At 38.2% G+C, this 21,787-nt stretch carries 17 protein-coding genes; 5 read left to right on the top strand and 12 right to left on the bottom strand.

Annotated features, from left to right (window positions below; translation table 11 throughout):
* Positions 1 to 26: 26 nt before the first annotated feature.
* The 5 genes from CXF71_RS17190 to pheA all read left to right on the top strand — a co-directional run bounded on the left by CXF71_RS17190 (position 27) and on the right by pheA (position 7,406).
* Positions 27 to 2,195, top strand: a complete 2,169-nt coding sequence (locus CXF71_RS17190; protein WP_101234148.1) for a malate synthase G — start codon at positions 27 to 29, stop codon at positions 2,193 to 2,195.
* Between the two features lie 370 nt (positions 2,196 to 2,565).
* Positions 2,566 to 3,015 carry a hypothetical protein gene (locus tag CXF71_RS17185; protein ID WP_101234147.1) on the top strand — a complete coding sequence of 150 codons (450 nt, stop codon included), beginning with the start codon at positions 2,566 to 2,568 and terminating at the stop codon, positions 3,013 to 3,015.
* A 224-nt stretch (positions 3,016 to 3,239) separates the two neighbouring features.
* Positions 3,240 to 5,681: a penicillin acylase family protein gene (locus CXF71_RS17180; RefSeq protein ID WP_101234146.1), complete on the top strand. Its 2,442-nt coding sequence runs from the start codon at positions 3,240 to 3,242 to the stop codon at positions 5,679 to 5,681.
* 51 nt (positions 5,682 to 5,732) lie between these two features.
* Complete coding sequence (locus tag CXF71_RS17175; RefSeq protein ID WP_101234145.1) at positions 5,733 to 6,119, top strand: MAPEG family protein; 387 nt, start codon at positions 5,733 to 5,735, stop codon at positions 6,117 to 6,119.
* A gap of 111 nt (positions 6,120 to 6,230) precedes the next feature.
* Positions 6,231 to 7,406 (top strand): prephenate dehydratase, encoded by a 1,176-nt coding sequence (gene pheA / locus CXF71_RS17170; RefSeq protein WP_101234144.1) that lies wholly within the window; start codon positions 6,231 to 6,233, stop codon positions 7,404 to 7,406.
* 436 nt (positions 7,407 to 7,842) lie between these two features.
* Here the strand turns inward: pheA and CXF71_RS17165 are convergent, their stop codons facing one another.
* From CXF71_RS17165 to CXF71_RS17110, 12 genes are all read right to left on the bottom strand, one after another.
* Positions 7,843 to 8,253, bottom strand: coding sequence for a type IV pilin protein (locus CXF71_RS17165; RefSeq protein ID WP_101234143.1), 411 nt, complete (start codon positions 8,251 to 8,253; stop codon positions 7,843 to 7,845).
* Positions 8,253 to 10,529, bottom strand: a complete 2,277-nt coding sequence (locus tag CXF71_RS17160; protein ID WP_101234142.1) for a pilus assembly protein — start codon at positions 10,527 to 10,529, stop codon at positions 8,253 to 8,255. Before CXF71_RS17160 ends, CXF71_RS17165 begins: the two co-directional genes overlap by 1 nt.
* Positions 10,530 to 10,607: 78 nt before the next feature.
* The gene (locus CXF71_RS17155; protein ID WP_101234141.1) at positions 10,608 to 11,159 is read right to left on the bottom strand and encodes a pilus assembly PilX family protein; all 552 of its coding nucleotides are present in this window, start codon (positions 11,157 to 11,159) and stop codon (positions 10,608 to 10,610) included.
* The gene (locus tag CXF71_RS17150; RefSeq protein WP_101234140.1) at positions 11,153 to 12,166 is read right to left on the bottom strand and encodes a PilW family protein; all 1,014 of its coding nucleotides are present in this window, start codon (positions 12,164 to 12,166) and stop codon (positions 11,153 to 11,155) included. Before CXF71_RS17150 ends, CXF71_RS17155 begins: the two co-directional genes overlap by 7 nt.
* A gap of 12 nt (positions 12,167 to 12,178) precedes the next feature.
* Entirely contained in the window at positions 12,179 to 12,754 is a 576-nt protein-coding gene (gene pilV, locus CXF71_RS17145; protein ID WP_101234139.1) for a type IV pilus modification protein PilV, read from the bottom strand.
* A 1,142-nt stretch (positions 12,755 to 13,896) separates the two neighbouring features.
* Entirely contained in the window at positions 13,897 to 14,319 is a 423-nt protein-coding gene (locus CXF71_RS17140; protein ID WP_101234138.1) for a type IV pilin protein, read from the bottom strand.
* Positions 14,320 to 14,341: 22 nt separating this feature from the next.
* On the bottom strand, positions 14,342 to 16,405 hold the full coding sequence (locus CXF71_RS17135; RefSeq protein ID WP_157826783.1) for a type IV pilus modification PilV family protein: 2,064 nt from the start codon (positions 16,403 to 16,405) through the stop codon (positions 14,342 to 14,344).
* Positions 16,406 to 16,419: 14 nt separating this feature from the next.
* Complete coding sequence (locus CXF71_RS17130) at positions 16,420 to 17,688, bottom strand: pilus assembly PilX family protein (protein WP_101234136.1); 1,269 nt, start codon at positions 17,686 to 17,688, stop codon at positions 16,420 to 16,422.
* Entirely contained in the window at positions 17,682 to 18,476 is a 795-nt protein-coding gene (locus CXF71_RS17125) for a PilW family protein (RefSeq protein ID WP_101234135.1), read from the bottom strand. The genes CXF71_RS17130 and CXF71_RS17125 overlap by 7 nt, the downstream gene beginning before the upstream one ends.
* Complete coding sequence (locus tag CXF71_RS17120; RefSeq protein WP_101234134.1) at positions 18,476 to 19,123, bottom strand: GspH/FimT family pseudopilin; 648 nt, start codon at positions 19,121 to 19,123, stop codon at positions 18,476 to 18,478. The genes CXF71_RS17125 and CXF71_RS17120 overlap by 1 nt, the downstream gene beginning before the upstream one ends.
* A gap of 474 nt (positions 19,124 to 19,597) precedes the next feature.
* The gene (gene ispH / locus CXF71_RS17115) at positions 19,598 to 20,527 is read right to left on the bottom strand and encodes a 4-hydroxy-3-methylbut-2-enyl diphosphate reductase (RefSeq protein ID WP_101234133.1); all 930 of its coding nucleotides are present in this window, start codon (positions 20,525 to 20,527) and stop codon (positions 19,598 to 19,600) included.
* Between the two features lie 209 nt (positions 20,528 to 20,736).
* Positions 20,737 to 21,696, bottom strand: a complete 960-nt coding sequence (locus tag CXF71_RS17110) for a PstS family phosphate ABC transporter substrate-binding protein (protein ID WP_101234132.1) — start codon at positions 21,694 to 21,696, stop codon at positions 20,737 to 20,739.
* Between the last annotated feature and the right edge of the window lie 91 nt (positions 21,697 to 21,787).

The raw sequence follows: 21,787 nt of genomic DNA, 5'->3' as shown, positions 1-21,787 counted from the left end.
GTTTTTTAAAATAAGGTGAAGTAATAATGTCAGCGACAGTAACAATAGAGAACTTAACAGTAAGCCAATGTCTTTTTGATTTTATCGAATATGAAGCATTGCCTGGCACCTCCATTAGTTCGACCCATTTTTGGCAGCAGTTTTCCAGTATAATTCATGAGCTGAGCCCTGAAAACAAACAGCTTTTATTAAAGCGAGATGCCTTACAAGCAAGCATTGATAGTTATCACCAAGACAATCAGCCTCTTGAGTTCTCTCACTATAAAAAATTCTTAGCGGACATCAATTACCTTGTACCGCAAGTAGATGATTTTAGTATCAACACCTGCAATGTTGATAATGAATTAGCATTGATGGCTGGGCCACAACTTGTTGTACCGATAATGAATGCCCGTTTTGCCTTAAATGCTGTAAATGCTCGCTGGGGAAGTTTATACGATGCACTTTATGGTACTGATGTAATAAGTCATGAGAATGGTGCAGAGCCAAGCAAAACATATAACCCTATTCGTGGCAAAAAGGTTATCGCGTTTGCAAAAAATTATTTAGATCAAGTTATTCCGCTTGTAACAGGTAATCATAGCCAAGCAGTTAGCTATCACTTAACTGAACAACAATTGATGGTAAGTTTAGCTGATGGTCAGCAAACGCCTTTAAAAGATCCATCAGCATTCATCGGCTTTACTGGCAGTATAAATAAGCCAGAGTCTATGATGTTTACCCATAACGGTTTACATCTAAATTTATTGTTCAATGACGACAGCGCAATTGGTCAGGAAGATGCCGCGACTTTAAGCGATATAATACTTGAATCAGCTTTAACAACTATTATGGATTGTGAAGATTCAGTCGCTGCAGTTGATGGCGAAGATAAAGTATTAGCCTACCGAAATTGGCTAGGACTTATGACGGGGAAGTTATCTGCTACCCTCAATAAAAATGGTCAAACGATAACCCGTACCATGAATGATGACTTGAGCGTTCAGACACTCAATGGCGACACTATTACCCTTAAGGGACGTAGCTTAATATTTGTCCGTAATGTCGGCCATTTAATGACAAACAATGCCATTTTAGATAATCAAGGTAACGAAGTACCCGAAGGTATACTCGATGCAATGATCACTAGTTTAGTTGCCTTGCATGATATAAAAGGCAATAGCGAATATAGCAATAGTAGTGAAGGTTCTATTTACATTGTTAAGCCTAAAATGCACGGCCCTGAAGAAGTCGCTTTTGCCGATACTTTATTTTCGCGTGTAGAGACGGCATTGTCATTACCTCAAAACACCGTAAAAATGGGCATAATGGATGAAGAAAGACGCACTAGTGTCAATTTGAAAAACTGTATTTTCGCCGCTAAAGATCGCGTAGTCTTTATCAACACCGGCTTTTTAGACAGAACTGGCGATGAAATTCATACCTCAATGATGGCAGGACCAATGGCAAGAAAAGCGGATATAAAGCTAACGCCTTGGATTGCCGCCTATGAAGATAATAACGTTGATGTAGGGCTTGCTTGTGGATTTAGCAAAAAGGCACAAATTGGTAAGGGTATGTGGCCAATTCCTGATCAAATGTCGAATATGTTGGCAACCAAAATAAACCATGTAGAAGCGGGCGCTAATACGGCTTGGGTACCTTCACCTACTGCCGCGACACTTCATGCTTTGCATTACCATAGAGTCAATGTCTTTGATTTACAAAAACAACTTAGCAAACGTCAACCCGCTAATATAGATGATATTTTAACAATTCCACTGGCAGAACACACTAATTGGACTGACCAGGAAATTAGTGATGAGTTAGATAATAACTGTCAGGGAATTTTAGGTTATGTCGTTCGCTGGATAGATGATGGTGTAGGCTGCTCTAAAGTTCCGGATATAAATAATGTCGGCTTGATGGAAGATAGAGCTACATTACGTATTTCTAGCCAGCACATTGCTAATTGGCTAACCCATAACATTTGTACAACAGCGCAAGTGCAGGCAAGTTTAGAGAAAATGGCGAGTATTGTTGATAAACAGAATGCAAGTGATAGTGGATATCAAGCGATGAGTAATGACTTTACCAATAGTATTGCTTTTAAAGCCGCTGCAGCGTTGATATTTTCAGGAGTAGAACAGCCTAATGGTTATACTGAGCCTTTGTTGCATCAATATCGCTTAGAAAAAAAGCGTCAACTCAGTTAATCTCTCGTTATATTAAGCTCAATAAGTAAAATTGAGTCCTAAAAATAATCAACACTAATGCTATTTGAAGTTTAACCATAGCGCTAGTGTTGATTTTTCTTTATGGGGATCAGATAAAGCACAAAGGATAGTTGCCATAAACTCATCGGCTCTTATGGCCGAATAATTAGATTTAATAACTGCCAGCTTTACTTTGAAATGCTCATTTACGCGGCCTATACCATCTGCCGTATGAAAGAAGCAGCTTATCTCAATTGGCTAGCATAATAATTAAACAACCCTTAAAGTAACGTTTGTAACAATTTAGTAATGTTGAATACGTCAACATTATACTTAAACAATTATAGGCATAGCTAAAAGGAACTAAGCAATGAATTCAATTAAAGTACTATTAATCAGTTTTACTCTCACATTTATTACATTGATTTTTATTTCTCCAGCCAATGCCTCCCCGACAGCTAAAGTGCAACATTTAAACGTAAGTAATACGCTAACAAGTACATTTAATAATTACGATATAATTAACGTTGTAAGTGATGTACCTCATAATTTATCAACCAACTATCGAAATAACCTATCTACCCGTTTATTTTTTTCTAACCCTGCCATATTTAGCGAAAAACACACGAAAACAACAATAGATGTAATCAATAAATCTAACGATTTTTTTACTACTGCCATGGTTTTCAATGATAAATTACATCAACTAATTTCATACTTCACCGTACCTAGTTATGAAAATATCACTGAATCAGCTTTACCAACATCTGAGAGTAAAGTGATAAAAGAGAAATGCAAAAGTAATTTAAATTTTAGTTAACCTTTGCTGTACCAAGGTGATCATTTAATCCGCCTAATCCTCATGCTATTACCCAAGAAGTATTTTTACTTCAACAACCTCTTTTTAAATAAGTAATCAATTTACTAACCTTAGCCAGCGTAGCCATCCTAGAACTGTTTTTTGATAAAAATGTAAACTAAAAATATTCTCCAAGCGCATTTTACGTTACTCTGCTCTATCCTTTTTTGTTAGCTTGTTTACCTATGAATATTTTTAAAAAACTCCTCATCTGCTTTCTACTTATTAGTTTGTTGGTTATCGCAACAGCATCAACTTGGCTTTACAGTAAAGTTGATAGCGCTCTCCCAATACTCGATGGGAAAAAAACGGTTTTTGGCTTAAAAAAATCAGCCATCATTGAGCGTGATAAGCAAGGTATAGCGACAATAAAGGCCCAAAACAGAAATGACATTGCCGTTGCTTTAGGTTTTGTTCATGCGCAAGAAAGGTTCTTTCAAATGGATTTGCTAAGACGTAATGCTGCCGGTGAGTTAGCAAGTTTGTTTGGTCCTCTAGCCCTAGATTATGATAAATCTATTCGGAGACATCGCTTTCGAGACAGAGCAAGAGTTATAGTTGCTCAACTACCTCAAAAGCAACTTGAATTAATTAAAGCGTATACTAGAGGAGTCAACCAAGGACTAAAATACTTAAACTCATCCCCGTTTGAGTACCTCCTTCTTCAGCAAGAACCGGTGCAATGGAGTGAAGAAGATTCAGTTCTAACAATTTTTAGTATGTACATAGACCTTCAATATCATGATGGGCAACGCGAGCGTACACTCGGTTTAATGAAAGCCGTTTTTTCTGGTGATGTTTACGCATTTTTAGATCCAAAAGGCAGTATTTGGGATGCTGCTATAGATGACAGTCACACCCCTCAAGCTCCCATGCCCATTGATGCTTGGCCTTCTGCATCAAGCTTCAACACTAATGACAACGATAACAGTTACAAGAAAGCTACCGCATTAACGAGCAATGATGAAAATAGATATCAAGGCGATCATCTACCTGGCTCTAATAGCTGGGCTATATCAGGGGCTTTAAGTGCTACTGGGAGTGCGATAATAGCTAATGATATGCACCTTGGCATTCGCGTACCTAATACTTGGTTCCGCGCTTCTTTTGAATATCCCTATACCACGATTGAAAATTCAACAGTCGTTAAGGAGCAAATTAAAGTAACTGGCGCCACCTTACCCGGCACTCCCAATATGGTAATAGGCAGTAATGGTAATATAGCTTGGGGCTTTACCAACAGTTATGGCGATTACAGTGATGTTATTTTGTTGACCACTAATGCTGATAATACTCAATATTTAACACCTTCTGGCTTTAAAGATTTCATCCTTCACAAACAAGTGATCGCGATAAAGGATCAAAAAGCACAAGAAATTACCGTTACAGATACTATTTGGGGTCCTGTTATTGGTAAAAACCATCAAGGAAAATTACTTGCCTTCCGATGGGTCGCACATGATAAAGAGGCTGTTAATGGAACGGCTATCGAGTTAGAACAAGCAAAAACAGTCGAACAGGCTTTCGATATTGCCGCTCGCTCAGGTATTCCTTCTCAAAATATGCTGGTAGCTGATAAAAGTGGAGCTATTGGTTGGACAATTATGGGACCAATCCCCGCCAAAAAAGGCGATATTGGCGAAACACCACAATCATGGAGCTCTGGAGAAAATAGCTGGCAAGGTTATTTAACGCCCGCACAATATCCGCAGATTAAGAACCCAGAAAATCAAAGGTTATGGACGGCAAATTCTCGTGTAGTTGGCGGAGATATGTATAAAAAACTTGGCAATGGTGGCTACGCATTAGGGGCTAGGTCAAAACAGATTCGAGATAATTTACTGCTTCAAGAAAAATTTGATGAACAATCTCTTCTTCAAATAGGCTTAGATGATGAGGCTATTTTCTTACAACGCTGGCAAACATTTATGCTTGAGACAGTATTAACCAAGCAAGTTCTGGCACAAAAAGATAGTTTTATGCAGGTGAAAAATCTGCTGGTAAACTCAAAAGAATTAAGAGCAAGCATAGACTCTGTTAGCTATCGCTTAGTACGTAATTTTAGGATAAATCTAAGAGATAACGTTTTCTTCGAATTGAAAAACAGTTTAATTAATATAGATAAAGCATTTAGCTTCAACAGTATTCGCCACCAAATAGAAGTGCCTTTATGGCAATTAATTAATGAACAGCCAAAAAACTTCATGATGCTAGGTGAAAACAGCTGGCAGGATGTATTTACTAAAGCACTAGAGTTAACCATTGCCGATATGTCTCTTAATCAACCTTTAAATGCTGCTACCTGGGGTCAACAAAATAGCTCTGCAATAAAACACCCACTAAGCAGTGCCTTGCCTTTGTTAAACTATTGGTTGGATATGCCCAGTAAAGCATTAGCAGGTGATAGCTATATGCCGCGAGTACAAGCAAACGCTTTTGGTGCCTCTGAACGTATGGTTGTATCACCCGGTTACGAAGAGAGTGGCATCTTTCATATGCCAACTAGCCAATCAGGGCATCCGTGGAGTCCCTATTATGGCATGGGTCATAGTGATTGGGAGCAAGGTGTAGCTTCTCCATTTTTACCCGGTAAAACGCACTATAAGCTGACATTACTCAGCTATTAAATACACACTCTATAAAAAATAATCACATCAACAGATAAATGACGAGATAACATGACTATATTAATTATTTGCTTATTTTTAGCGCTACTTTTACCGTTACTCGCAAAAGGACCAGTCGCTTATGCTATGGCTAAATTAGGAGGATATAACAACAACCATCCAAGGCAGCAGCAAAGCAAGTTAACAGGATTTGGTGCTCGTGCACTAGCTGCGCATCAAAATGCTTTTGAATCGGTTATTCTTTTTGCACCTGCCGTTATTTTAGCCCTAGTAACAGGTAATACCCAACAAAATATAGTCATATTGGCTGTTGTTCATGTTGTTGCCAGAGTGTTGTATAACATTTTATATTTACTGAATATAAGCCTATTAAGGTCAATAGCATGGGCGGTAGCCACTCTATGTAGCTTCGTTATAGTATTTCAATGCATTCCTTAAGGAGAACTCCTTAACAAAAAACGTCTAAAGAAACAGTTGACACTATTCAGCTAAGCTCGCTAGAGTAACTACTCAAAGTAAGCAGTTAATTAACCATAAAAAGGTAAACAAGTGAGCGAAAAGTTAGATTTAAATGAAATACGCCAAGAAATTACGCTTTTAGATCAAGATTTATTAGCTTTGTTTGCTAAACGTCGCGCGTTAACACTTAAGGTTGCGAAGAGTAAAGTACAACAAATTCGCCCTATTCGTGACCAACAACGCGAACAAGAGCTTTTAATACGCTTAATAAAACATGGTAAAAGCTTAAGCTTAGATGCTCACTATGTTACCAGTATCTTTCAAACCATTATTGAAGACTCGGTATTAAACCAGCAAGCTTACTTACAGAGTTTAGCGAACCCTGATATTCAAATACCAACGGTAAGTGTCGCATTCTTAGGTGATAAGGGTTCATATAGCTACCTTGCTAGTCATCGATATTTTTCACGCCGCGCTGAAAAAATTATAGAGTCGGGTTGCCAAAGTTTTAATGAAATACTACAACAAGTCGAATCAGGCCAAGTTGATTACGGCATGTTACCCATCGAAAACACCAGTTCAGGTAGCATTAACGAAGTTTATGACTTACTTCAGCATACTAACCTATCAATCGTGGGTGAAATAACTCAGCCAATAGAGCATTGCCTATTAACTTCGGTAAACACCAGCTTAGACAAAATAAAAACGATTTATGCTCACGGACAGCCGTTCGCACAATGTAGTAACTTCTTAGATAAGCAAAGTGGTATTCGTATTGAATATTGCGATAGCACTGCCGATGCCATGGCTAAAGTGGCTGAATTACAAGACGATACCATAGCGGTAATAGGTAGCGAAGAAGGCGGTCAGCTTTATCAGTTACATGCATTAGAGCAATCTATTGCCAATCAAACTGAAAACCATTCACGCTTTATTTTAGTTGCTCGCAAAGCCGTTGACGTGGCAGAACAAATACCTGCCAAAACAGCAATAATTTTATCTACAGGTCAAAAAGCAGGAGCTTTAGTTGAGTGCTTGTTAGTACTTAAAGATAAAGGTATTAACATGTGTAAGCTTGAGTCTCGACCTATTCAAGGACGACCTTGGGAAGAAATGTTTTATATTGATGTAGAAGCTAATTTAAAGAGTTTTGCTTTACAAGAGGCCATTAACGACATAACCCCTCACACTAATTTCATTAAGGTACTAGGTTGTTACCCTATTGAACATATCAGTCCTACTAGTGTTCCAAGCGGTGAAATTTAAGTAATGTAATGCCATATATACCCAAACAAAAACTTCATATGGTGATGGTAGGGATCAAGATAAAGCAGGTACTAATGTAGTTTGCCCCTAAATGACTAACCTGTAATGTTTTTTAGTAGCTTTAATTATTTAATTAGTCAAAAAACAAACGATAACTGTTGGTTTTATATTATATTCATTGTAATAAAAAGCACCTTATCAAACTTATAATATTGAGTTTGATAAGGTGCTTTTTCATCTACTACAAGTATGGATTGAACTACCTTGCAACTAATTAATTTATTTTTTGCAAGGTTTGTGCTGAATTGCTCTGTGGATTTGACACATTCTTTCACTTTCAATAGGCTTTTGTTGCTGCTTTTCTTTAGCTGTAAATGAACGGCTAAAAGACAAATGTAACTAAAGTGATTGAAAGTATTATGTATGTGTTGTCATTTTATTGCTCCCAACAATGACTTGAAGTTCCACCGTTATGCCCTACTTCATCTATGGTTAATGCGAGGCAATTCCTATCATTTTCTTGGCCATTTATAGCTGTCGCCGTTAAAGTAAATGCTGTGCCATCGGCACTAACAGAAGCAATACTGTATTTTCCTGACGGTGTGATATACGGATTAGCATCCATGCCTAAGGTTGTCAAATCTGCAGTATAAGCGCGCCAATCAACAAATCGTTGTTCTTGCAAGTTAGCAAGGCGCATTAACTCCCGTTGTGCTTCAGCGCGATTTGAGCGTAAAACAAAGTCATTGTATGAAGGGTAAGCAACTGCTGCCAAAATGCCTACAATTGCTACAGCTATCATTAACTCAATCAAGGTAAAACCACGATTTGTCAGTACGTTAATCATTATTGTTGTTCAGTGCGGTAAAGATAAGTCCGCGAAGTAGATAAATTAAAACCAACAGTGATAATTGCGTCGCCAACAATGAGATCTCCCTTGCCATCATCTTCTGGTAAAACAATCAAGGTAGGAGAGCCTAACCATCCATCATTTACCTTAATCACCCTATCATCGTTATCACGTGCATTTACTTTAAATAAGTGCTTACTAATCCCCAGTGCAAGGTCCACAGCATAGAGGTTGCCATTTCCTTCCGGGGACATACAATCCACTGAATCACTAAGTACTGCTGGGGTGAAAGTAGTGAAGTAAGCTATACCATTAATAACAAGTCCTGCTGCACTATTCTTCTCTCCGCTTTGTAATAAATCGAGATACCAACCAGATTGGTTACTAACAGCAATTTGTAATGTATCTTCTTCTTGCGTTGTCATAGTTTGACTAAATGGATTATTAGTATAATTATACAAATTAGTTTTAGTAAACGCTGTTGGTGTCGGCGGAACCGAGCTTGCAGAGAAGGTCTGTGACACTATATGACTATCCTTGATCATGTAAAGCGTATCACTTGTATCCTTGCCAAGTGGATTAGACCTATCTCCTGAGCCAATGAGCACAGCATCATAAGGAACTTCCTGATGAACTGACATAGTTTCAGTGCCACTCGCGCCATCACTTACCGTAGTTTCCACTGTTTCTGAAATAAAGGTACGCACTATGGTAGGTTCATAAAAAAATCGTTGATCATTCAAACTATCGGTTTCACTACCGAAACTTGCTAACTTGAAGACTGAAAATTTTGTTTTATCGCTACCTGGCATGTCCACACGCCAGACATTTCCGCCCGTGTCTCCAACATATAACCGATCAACTAAACCATCACCAGAGCTATCTAATAAACCAATGGTCGAAGGAACACTATCTGTACCAGGAAATATAGTCGTTGCATCAGTCGGTGCCATACTCCATAAAAGAGCGCCTGTTTTAGCATCCATCATGTAAATTGCTCTACCCTTTTCATCTCTGGAGCCCACACCTAAGTAATCTTTATTGGTATCATAACCACCACCAATAAATAAGACTGGGCTAGCAGTATTGCCTGACGTATTCAACTTTGAATAGCCAACTTTAGGTTGTGACCAAGACTGCCCTAACTCTTCAAAGCCGGAAATAGTGTTATCAATACGCCACATTAACTTAGGGGCTGTTGGGTCGGTAATATCTACCCCGTAATATGAGTCGCCACCTCGCCTTAAGCCAAAAAATAGCCAGGCTGTATCTTCACCATCAATCTTACCATCACCTTTTATATCATTGAGGTGCAAAGTAATTTTACCATCGATCCCATAAACCTTTTTGACTGAAGTGTAATTATCACGTAGTGCTTTAATGTTATGAACTAATTCTTTTGGCATAAAAACCCAGTTTTCCGTTACGCTGTCGCCTTTATCTTCAAACATATGCAACGCACCGGCGTTAGTACCAACAACAACTCGAATACCATGGGTTGAACCATAATTAACAACTAAAGGTTTTGAGTGCAATGGATCAGCAAAGGTATCTTTGCGCATGTCTAGTATGCTTTTATCATTATCCTCATCATCAACATCAATGCCTTTTGCCCAACTAATTTGCTGGTCGATAGCTGCCCTCTCTATAGATTCCCCTTCATCATTAAGGAGGCCAACAACACCTAACTCAGTCGCTAAACCTGTGGCGCCTTTAAAAGCTGTTTCAAGGTTAGTGCGGTTAAAGGTGACTAAGGGTCCGACACCTGCATCCATAAAAAATGTCCGTGCTGTAGTTTTATCATCGGTAAACCATGAAGCGACATCCCAAACTGGAGAATCGGTTTTTTCATCTCCGCAGACGCTATTATCACTTCCATAACCTACAACTTCGCCAGCCTTAGCTTTATATTTTTTCAAATTACCTTCCCATCTAGCACCAATCTTAGGCTCAAATAATGAAAAATATACTGAGTCTAAGGTTTGTGCTCTATTTAAGTTGTTTGCTGCTACTGAGGCTGAAGTTAAACGACTTGTGAACGGTGGTAGGTGATTTATAATACCGGTTATCGCATGTGCTAATTGAGGGCCGTTTTTTGCAGTAAATAATATCCCTTGATCTTGCCTTGCCGTTTCTTTTAATAATTCGGTCGCTTTCTCAGTTCCCTTACTAACCTTTTCGCTGATATAAAGTTCAATATCTTCACTTAAGGTTATGTTAGATACACAAGCAAGTGCTATTGCCAGTAAACTTCTTGATAGAAACTTATTCATTTTACATCCTTATATATCTCTATACATCCCTGTACTATTACTAAACAATTACTAAACAATTACTAAATAATTGCAATATCATCGCAATAATTGCTGAACGACCCCCGCATTAACTTGGACTGTACTATTTTTTTTTCGCCCATATTCTTTTCTTACTTGCACTCTAAGTACGTTACAACTAAACACCTGAGTTGAAGAGGCCGATCTCGAATGAGGGCAATCGGTCTCTAACACAAAGTCATTATTCCCTAAGCCGATTGTTGCTGAAGTAACATCATTGTGAATATTACTCTGCACTAAAGCAGGTAATACATTTATATTACTATTTGCAAAGGTAACAATAGGTAAAACAAAATTGTTTCTTTCACCATGCGCTGGTTTGATTTGACGAAATATAAGTTCATTGGTTGCGCCAAAAGCCTCTTCATTAGCAACAACTTTTGACTCGCTTGCTCCTGACATTTTCATATCAATAGTAGTATTTAACATCAATGCAGTTGCTACTGCGGTTAACGCCACAAGAAACACCAATGAGATTACCAACACAACACCACGCTGTGTATTTCCTCTTTGACTTAAACCATGAGGGGATTGATTAATCTGCCTTTTGATGTTGTTAGTTTTTACCATGAGTCAACACTCGCATTATATAAGGTTACCGTCGAACTAAAGAGCAAACGGCGAAAATTATCATTTACGGGCAACGCCAAATTACCAAGCTGATAGGTATTGGTATTTTGATATTTATTATCAGGAAAAATACTGCGCGCTAAGACATATATCTTGACCGCCAAAATTCGTGTGCCTACAGCATTATCCCATAAGACCTCATCCATAGTAGATGCAGAGACAAATCGAGAAACAACTCCTGTTGATTCAGGACCTATACCATACATAAACCGAATTACTTCAATACCATCAACAACAGGAGCGAAGCCCATTCTGAAATTAGCAAGGCGACCTTGCATTAGCACGGGCACTACATTATTACCAACAGTTTCATCTCTGACATAGTAAACATGATGCTGATATTTCCACGTACGAGCATTATCGAGTACAGGGGTTGCACCGCCAAATGGGAATATCCCCCCAGTAACAGTATTAGTTGTTAAATAATAATTACCCGCACTTAGTACGGTTAAGGGGTTTGCAATCACTCGCTTTATTTGAATAACGTCAGATCCAACGCTAATTTTACTTCTTGTTGGAAAGCAACCAAGTGGATTTGGTTGAGCAGCCGTAAGTGTTTGTCCCCAAAGCGTTCTAAAGTGACCTACGGCTAACGGGAATGTTGCATTATTAACACCTCCCCCGACACAATCATTGCCTGGAGCTGCTGGAATCTTAGTTAAATTGGCTATTCCAAAAGTACCAGGATAATCCCCCCAAAGGTTTTGATTTAATAAATCATCAGTTAACACGCTTATAGCAAAGCGGCCATTTTCTTGGAGTTCTCCATAGCTTGAGGTTTCTGCAGTTGTTGTTCTCATACCTACAAAGATACTCATTACACCAGAGAATAATATTAAGCCGATAGCCAATGAAATCATTAACTCTACCAAAGTAAAGCCTTTTAAAGACTTGCTTGCCTTCGTTCGCTTTGATATTGGTTTGTATATTTGATTAGAATTATTCATTAACACCCTCATCTAAAAAATAAAAGCTTGGACAACAACTTGGCGTCGCTTTCTTCCGTTTATCCCACAAGCGTCATCACCAGTTCCAGCATCAACTGTCTCTGTTCTCCCCTGCCAACTTACAACGACTGTGTAAGCATTACCATTTTGTGTAATACAGCCTCTGCCGCCAACTAAACCGCCAACATTTGTTGCACCCGCAGTGGTATCAGCTCCCATTAGAGCCCGTTCCCATTCAAATATATCATTAGCCGCCATCTCTGCAGCTGTGCAGGTAGTGACTCCGGAGCATCTATTTGTCGGAACAGCATCTAACCCTGCACCATAATCGGTTCGTGCATAAGTAATTAAAGCTAAATTTGGATTTAAAGAAGGTGCATGCGCTCTCATTCTAGCAACAATATCCTGCGCCAAGCTTGAAGCAAGTGAACGCTGCATAGCATCAAAACTACCCTGCTTGGCTGTGGCTTGCATGGCAACAGCCCCTAAAATCCCAGTAACAATGATAACGAAGGCAACGATAACTTCAATAAATGTCATCCCTTGCTGGGTATTAAAAGAAAAGAGCTTGTTGTTTAAGTTACACATAAAAAGTAGTCCATTGGTTAATTGTTCACTTATCTAAAAGTGAAGACAGGACGCTTAATTTCTAAAAACGCAATGAATGAGAAAGCTTATTGACGATTTAAAATTAAGAAAGAGGTCTGAAAATTAGCAGGGAATGCCCTACCTTCGATGTAAATAGAGGGATAAATAGAGGGGTAACAAAGAATAAACTAACAATTGTTTGACTAACATAATTTAACTACCCTACCGTTCCATGGTTATCATTAGTTATACTGAGTATATAGTTAGAAACAAATAAGTCTCTTTATATGCATAAGCAGCACAACTCACTAAGAGTAAACTTTTAACACGTTATCATTATTTTTTATGTATACAGCGACTACCGACGATTTTAGAAAAAAACAACCTACTAAAACCCTAAGAATTATATAGTTAGCATAAAACAAATGCGGACAATACAACTAAACCGACAACTGTAAACTGTACATTAACACCATGCTTATTCCCTTTGCTATAGGGTGTTAACGTAACAGATTATTTAAATTTTTCTGATGAATTAAGACTAGCGCAATTCAATTAAATTGCAAATACGATGCTCTCTTCTTTGCCTGTATACTCTATAACCTGATGAACTCCAGGGTTTTTATAACTTCAAATATTTATTTTATTAACACTACTGGTACTGAAAATCCTGCGTTTACCGCTACTTTGTTGACACCTTTACCCAGTCAATTTCAATATCTGCATCGGTATCAATTAAATATGAGGTTACACCTATTTTACTGGATAATCCTGTAATGGCTTTATTTACACTAGCAAATGAATTATGACTTGGGACAATTCTGAGTATAAAAGAGATCGGCAACGTTGCTTAAGGCTGTTAAATATAACCATTAAGCGAATAGGCATAGCTAAAGATGATATACATATACCATTCAAAGTGCAGGATTTCACGGGGAATTGAAGTGCTAGGGCTGATATATTCCATTGAATATATCAGCCCTAGCAGAATTTAGTGGTGAGCTTTAAAAATATAGTTCCAGAATCGATGCTATATATCGTTAATTTAATACGCTATATAGCACTGTCGAGATTCAGCAAGTATATTATAAATCCTGTTATTCTTAATTTTATTTAAAAACAATAAAAACTAAGCATGTCAGCTAGTCCCAACAAATTGCAGGTGTTTTTAAACCATCAGGGTTACTAGCATTCGTAGTAATTACCATGAATTTACAGACTGTGTCATAAGCTTGAGCCCCTTGTGCTGTTGCTGTAATTACAAACGCATTTCCCGTAACCCCAGAAAGCGTTAACACATAGTAACCATCTGAACTTGCTGAAGCATGTTTAATAGTTTGGGTAGCACAATTATTACTTGCTCCAGCTAAAGTATCAGCGTAAAGCGAACAATTCCCCCTAAACTTAGCCTGGGCAAGTTGTAGTGATAAAGATGCCGATATTGCATCTGAGCGTTTTGCTGCCCGCATTGAGTCTTGAAAAGAAGGCAAGGCTATAGCGGCTAAAATACCGACAATAGCAACAACTATCATTACCTCTATCAAAGTAAAACCTTTGTTTTTCAATCACCTACTCCCACTAATTTAATTAAGGACAATTACCATTATTTTGAATAACTTCCAATGCTAGTACTAAATTACCTTTATCGACGTTCATTAAGTCAATCCAGGCTGTACTAGAAGCACCATCGACTATTGCAAATGTTCCTACCGAGCCAACCGGTAATACAGGATCGCTAATACAAAGTTTACTGCCATTAGTTTGAAAAGTTAATCTACCTGACCACTGCACACCTGTGGCTAACAAATCGCTATTACAGGCATAACTAGCCCCATCACTTGCTACTACACATTGCCCACCATTATCATCTGTTGTTGCGCTAGTTAAAACTTTAGTACCATTAACAACAACAGCACCAGTAACTGTTAATACATCACCGATATTACAGATATTATCACCTGCACTAATATCATTAGTAATGGTGTTATATGCTTCCCTATAATGGTCACAAGCCATAATACTATAATCAGTATTTAATTGAATATAACCATCCCATCCAGTTCCCCAATCATATACATCACATTTATACGATAGAGAGTACTGAGTGCTACTCGGTTTAGTGAATGCTGCAATAACACAATTACCGCTACCATCAGAGGTATTAACCGTTATGGCTGCTATGTCACTATCAATAGAAAGGTCAGTATTTACTAACACTTTTCCTGAGATAACGTGACGTATAGATGGCGGATCGCTTGGATCAAATGGGCAACTAGCATCCATTGAAAACACAGTATCATCAAAGCTGTCAATATAGTCAGCGTTTTGATTTAAACAAAAAAAGTCGGTCGGGATGCCTTCGAACAGTTTACCTGGCGTAGTACCTGGCGGAGTATTATATTCTAGGTCAGCACGGCTATAATAACTATCGTCACGTACCATAATACCTTCCGACTTACATTTAAACCCCTCTGTGTCATTTATATTAAGGGAGCTAATAATAAAATCATGACCCGCATCACCAGCAGCAGGTAATACTAAGGCATCTGCAACACCAATCGAATAATAAATAGGCTGCTGATTAGCATCAACTATAATATCGCCATTTCCATCTTCCTTGTGCAGCATTCCTCGGTATACACGTCGTGCTGCTATTACGGGATCAGCAAAAGCGTCCAAAGAGGTTGGGTCTCCTTGACAAACTTTATCCTTTTGTGTGATGCCACCACTTAAAATAATACCTATATTGCCATGCCACCCACCGCCTAAATAACAAGTGTAATTGTAATAAGTATAATCATTGTTTGGTGTTTTCATATCACTATTCGCAACGGGAAGTAACTCTTGAGCGTTACCATCGCTATCTAAATAATACTGCTGACAAAAAGCAGCATCCGATGCTTGAATAAACACATCTCCCGTAGTTAAACTGCTCTGCGTAGCATTATCTATATATACTCGACCTGAAATTTTAACAAAATCTGTACAGTTTCCACCCGCTAAATCACAGGCATCGATTAAGGTTAATACAATAGTGCGGTCTTTATCAACAAGACGATATTGACCATCTAAACTATCATATAAGAACATCCCATCATCCGTCGCTTTTGCTGCACCCGTGGTTATTGCTGCATTCAACTCTGCTAGGGTCAGAGTGCCGTCACCTAACCTCGCTCTACCCGTTGCCGATGGAATTAACGGTTCAGAAGCTTCACTTGATAAATCACCAACAGAACGAGGTTTTTGCCAAGCGATTGAGGAATCGATCGATACTTCTTGAGCATCGCTATGATTGTCGTTCCACTTAACATAAACAGTAATACTTTTGGCACTGTTAGCATCAGCAATAGATTCTGTACGCGTAAAAGCGGCATTAATACCCGTAATATTTGTGCTGTTACCTTTATCAACTACTACAAATGCGGCTTCAAATTCATCTGTCGTATTGATACCATTACTAAAATTACGTAATGCTTCAATACGTGACTGAGCAATAATTATTGCCTCATTTTTAGCTTTATTATCATTACTATTACCAATAATACTCGTATGTAACGTGGCAACTGATAATAAACCTACCGCCAAAATAACCAGAGAAACCAAAACTTCAATTAAACCAACGCCACGTTGTTTATCGTTTGTAACTATCATACCTTGATACCTCTTTAAAAATCTTTCCATGCTCCGGAAGCAGCAGAAAAACCACCATTATCTCGCGTGTTACTTAGTAACCTTGAATTATACCAAATATTTAAACTACCCGTAGTATTGCTTTCGCCAGCTACAATCATCGCGCCATGCACAGTAGAATTACCACTTAGAGTGACATTACCCATAACAAAAACGATGCCATAAAAATGAGGGCCACCTTTCATATCTGCATTACCATCAATAATAACAATAGATGGGTCTTCATTTGCTACATCACAAATATTTCCACCCGTTACAGCAACAGTACATCCAACCGTGCCACCATTGATATCAGCATCACCATCATACCAAATCACTTCGTTCGTCGCTAAATGCGCCGCACCAAAATCTGAACCTCCAGCTAAATCCATGGTAACTGTTGATGCTTTATAGGCAGCAGGTGTCATACCGAAAAAATTTTCAAACATCTTCTCTGCTGTTAAATTAGCCAAATTACTATCATGCTCAATGATATCTAAGCCGACTGTCACTTTATTCGATGTGCTTACTGTATTACACTTCATAGGAGTATCCATACATAAAGGGTAATTCGCATCACTTGGATCAGCAACCTCAGTTGAAACAGAGTTATTAGCGCCGAGTTCAACATCACCGCCACTCCAAATACTACTCGTTCCCTCAGGATTAATTACTGTAGCAGAGCCAGCAATATCTACAGTGCCCCTCGCAGTTAAGGGGTTATCTGGTACATTAGGAAGCGCATCAACCACTCTAATTACTTGGGTGATAGTTCTAGTGGCACTACTGTCATCACTAAAACCTTGAGAGACAATTCTAAAAGCAAAAAAAGTATCAGGCGCCGTAGTAATATCGGTAATAGTTACGGTAACACTTTGTTGTTTACCTACCACTGTACCTACCAGCGAGGTGTTAGTGGTACCAACACCCAGAACAGCTGGAGCAACAGCCGCAGCAGGAGCAAATATAGGATCTATATTAGTATCATCATCTCGATCAATACCATCAGAAATATACTGAACAGCGGTTGATAGACCAAACTCAGCCGCTTCAAAGGCAAGTGCAGAGCGGGTTTGATTATTAACTATTTTCTGCTCTAACAAAATAGCCTTAGTGCTATATAAGGTAACAAACGTTGTTAGTAACAAAAAGATTATTGATAACGAGATAACTATAGCGCCACGCTGATTACCAACAGGTTTACCGCCAGAAAATATTACTACTTTACGAGGCTGCTCTTTATATTGGTGTGATTTAATTACCATACTCTCACCCTATCATTCCTTACCCTAACAATTTGGTTCATTTGCACCTTAACTTCACTATCACTCACTAAGGAGGCTTCAATACTTATGTTTATTTGCAACGTTTCTACTGTTATATTACCAGCGGTAGCAGGAGTGGTATAACAATCAGCTTCGACGTCATCATCAGCACCCACGCCATCAGGCTCGTTAGTATTAATACAAACGGAGCTTGCTAAACTAAACGTTAAGGTATCTACTGAAATAAGATCACCGTCAGTAAGGTCTTCCCACGTACCCGCTGTACAACTTACTTGAGTTGCTAAAGCCGCATTTCCAACTCGCCTCATTTGAGCAATAGTGCCATTTAGTCGAAAACCCACAATATCTGCATCACCAAGTACACCATCTTCATCGGTATCATAGGTATAAACTAAGCACTCACCTGTTGCGACGCCATTGCCAGTGATCAGCGCATTTCCCGCAATATTATTAATCAGCCCTAATGCAGTGACAGCATTAGTACTAAAAGGGTTAGTTGCTGCATCTCTATCAATATAAGTTGCTAATGGTGTAACACCTTGCCCCCAGTAACCTGCACGTCGGACATCATTGGTGATAATATTCATTAACGCTGACGTTTGCTGCGATACCTTACTCATAGCTAAAGTATCGCTGCTGCTAACTACAGTGGCAACATAAACACTGATCAAACCAGAAATGACTATAAGCCCCAAAACAAGGGAGACCATCAATTCAATTAAGGTAAAACCTAAAGATCGATTACTCTTTATTAATTTAATTTTCATTAACAACTCGATACATTATGAAACCCACCAGATCCATCAGGATCACAAACCTTAATCAGACCCAAAGCAGTCACGTCAACTCTTAATTTAAAAGCACCGGAAGAGAAAGTAATTTTACCTGAATCTGAAATGCCTCGCAGAGGGTTAAACGTTATTTGATTAGCGTTAACGGCGTTAGTAAAACCAGAACGAGACATGCTGACTTCCGGAAATTGACTATTGGTAAAGCGCTTTAACACTTTATCATCATTATCAACACCACCATTTAAACCATCGATAATCGCATCACCATCATTAATAACTACCATACAAGCAGTAGCATCAGCAGTAGGTGATGTTTTAGTTGGATCACATGCAAGTATTCCTTCTCTATAGCCATATTGCCAAGTAGTTGTTCCAGCAAAAACCAAGGTTATACTATTAGAACGAGAAATCGATTCTATTCGAGCTTGTTGAAGGTGACTATATAGCTGTTCAGAGGCTGTAATTAATTTCTTTTTATCAAAATCATCAGTAAAACTTGGCAAGCCTACAGCCAACAAAATTGATACAATTGATATACTGATGAGTAATTCTATCAAGGTAAAACCACGTTTGTACTTCATCGTACAAAATGCTTTTACTTGGTAATTTAAGTTAAAATTCACAATACCTCCTGGTAACAGAAATATCTAATTGGTAATGTCGATTAGAAAAATAATAAAATTGAAAAATTTCAATAAAAAATGAAAGAGATAGAATTTTGCTATTATTAAACAAGCGATGAGAAAGATTCAACGAGGGGAAATAACAAAAAGATACTAGAAGTCGATGAACGTTTTTTGTGAGAAAACTGAAGAGGTTTTGGTTTGCTCTAAATTTTACCTGCATAACACTACTACCCTACCATTTCCATGGTTATAACATAACTATACTGACATAAAAAAATCAGCATAACCTATTAAGAGTAGTATCCTAACACTTCATCATTATTATTTTAATGTTTACAGCGACTACTCACAGTTCAAGTTTAACTAATAACACAACTCAACCGACAACTGTACATTAACACCATGCTCAATAACTTTGCAAGAGGGTGTTAACATAACGAGTTATTTTAACTTTCTGCTGATTAATTAAGACTAGCGCAATTCAACGGGTACTGCAAATACTATGCTCTCTTCTTTACCCGGATGTTCTATAACCTGATGACCACCATAGGTTTTTAGTGCTTCAACAACTTGCTTTATTAGCACTGCTGGTGCTGAAGCTCCGGCGGTTACGCCTACTTTATTAACTCCTGTTAACCAATCACTTTCAATATTTTCTGCGGTATCAATTAGATAAGAGGTAACCCCCATTTTACTGGCTAATTCTTTAAGTCGATTAGAGTTAGAGCTATTTTTTGCGCCAACAACCAACATAAGATCAACTTTATCAGCTATTTCGCGAACAGCGTCTTGACGGTTTTGAGTGGCATAGCAAATATCATCTTTACGTGGCCCTTCAATCAATGGAAATTTAGCTTGCAGAGCCGATATTACATCCATAGTATCATCGACAGATAATGTGGTTTGGCTACAAAAGTACAGTTTCCCTGGATTTTTCACAACTAAATTATCCACATCTTCAGGTGATTCAACTAAGTAAATACCCGCAGAATCACTACTATACTGCCCCATAGTGCCTTCAACTTCAGGATGCCCTGCATGGCCAATGAGAATACACTCAATATCCTTACGGCTAACTCGAGAAACTTCCATATGAACTTTTGTTACCAATGGGCAAGTTGCGTCAAACACTTTTAATGCTCTAGATTTAGCTTCTTGTCTGACAGCTTTAGATACACCATGCGCACTGAAGATAACGGTATTATCATCAGGAACTTCATCAAGCTCATCAACAAAAATAGCACCACGCTCTTTTAGGCCATCGACTACAAACTTATTATGAACAACTTCATGACGCACATAGATAGGGGCGCCAAATAAATCTAAAGCGCGTTCTACAATACTAATGGCTCTATCAACACCCGCACAAAAACCACGAGGGTTTGCTAAAATAATTTCCATACCTTTCCTTCATAATATGCGACAACAAATTCTGTCTATCATTATACCAGTGAAACTAATTAATTATACATAGTTTAACTGATGTTGTTTTACTGGCACAACTGAATATGAATTAAAAGGGTACGGTAAAGTAGAGGAAGGGATATGAAATGAATAGGGCTAGCTAAAGTTAAAGCTAGCCCTATTAAAAGATATTAATGTTTATAAAATTATAAACCTAATTTTTTGATTTCTTTGGCAACGACTTCACTTGGCAGTGGTATGTAACCATCTTTTTCAACGATTTCTTGACCTGATTTAGAAAGAATCATTTTCAAAAATTCAGCTTCCATAGGGGGAAGTGCTTTATTTGGGTGCTTGTTAACATAAACATATAAATAGCGTGATAGCGGATATTTACCTGAAATAGCATTTTCCATATTAGCTTCAATATAGGTTGTGCCTTTTTTAGCTAATGGTAGAGCGCGTACTCCAGAAGTTCTATAACCTATCCCCGAGTAACCTATACCATTTAGTGAGGCAGACACCGATTGTACTACGGATGCTGAACCAGGCTGTTCATTTACACTATTTTTAAAATCACCTTTACATAACGCTTTCTTTTTAAAATAACCGTAGGTACCCGATACAGAATTTCGACCGTATAATTGCACATCTTTTCCTGTCCAAACACCGGTTAAACCAAGATCTCCCCAACGGTCAATGTTTTTATCAGCGCCACATTTGCGATTATTAGAAAAAACGGCATCAACTTGTGCAATTGTTAAGCCTTCTAATGGGTTATCTTTATGAACAAAAACAGCTAAGGCATCAATTGCTACTCTTACTTGCGTAGGTTTATAGCCATATCTTTTTTGAAAGGCTTCAATTTCGCGAGATTTCATCTTACGACTCATAGGTCCAAGATTAGATGTTGCTTCTGTTAATGCTGGTGGAGCAGTAGATGAACCTGCTGCTTGAATTTGTACATTCACATTTGGGTAAGTACGTTTAAAGTCTTCTGCCCAAAAAGTCATCATATTTGCTAAGGTGTCAGAGCCTACAGAAGAGACATTACCTGAAATACCGCTAACTTTTTTATACTCAGGTAGGTTTTCATCAAGCGCTGCAGCTGAAAAACAAATTAGACTTGATAAACTAATAATACTTATAACTTTCTTTAAACTCATGGTTATCTCCGATAAGAGTTTGAACTGTTTAATTACTGATACTATACAAAGTGAACATGACAGTTATATGGATGTTTTATGACAGAATTAT

Source organism: Colwellia sp. 12G3 (assembly GCF_002836775.1).
In the GTDB taxonomy this organism is placed as follows: domain Bacteria; phylum Pseudomonadota; class Gammaproteobacteria; order Enterobacterales; family Alteromonadaceae; genus Colwellia.
The sequence above is the reverse complement of the archived record's forward strand: the minus strand, read 5'-3'. Positions and strand labels throughout refer to the sequence as shown.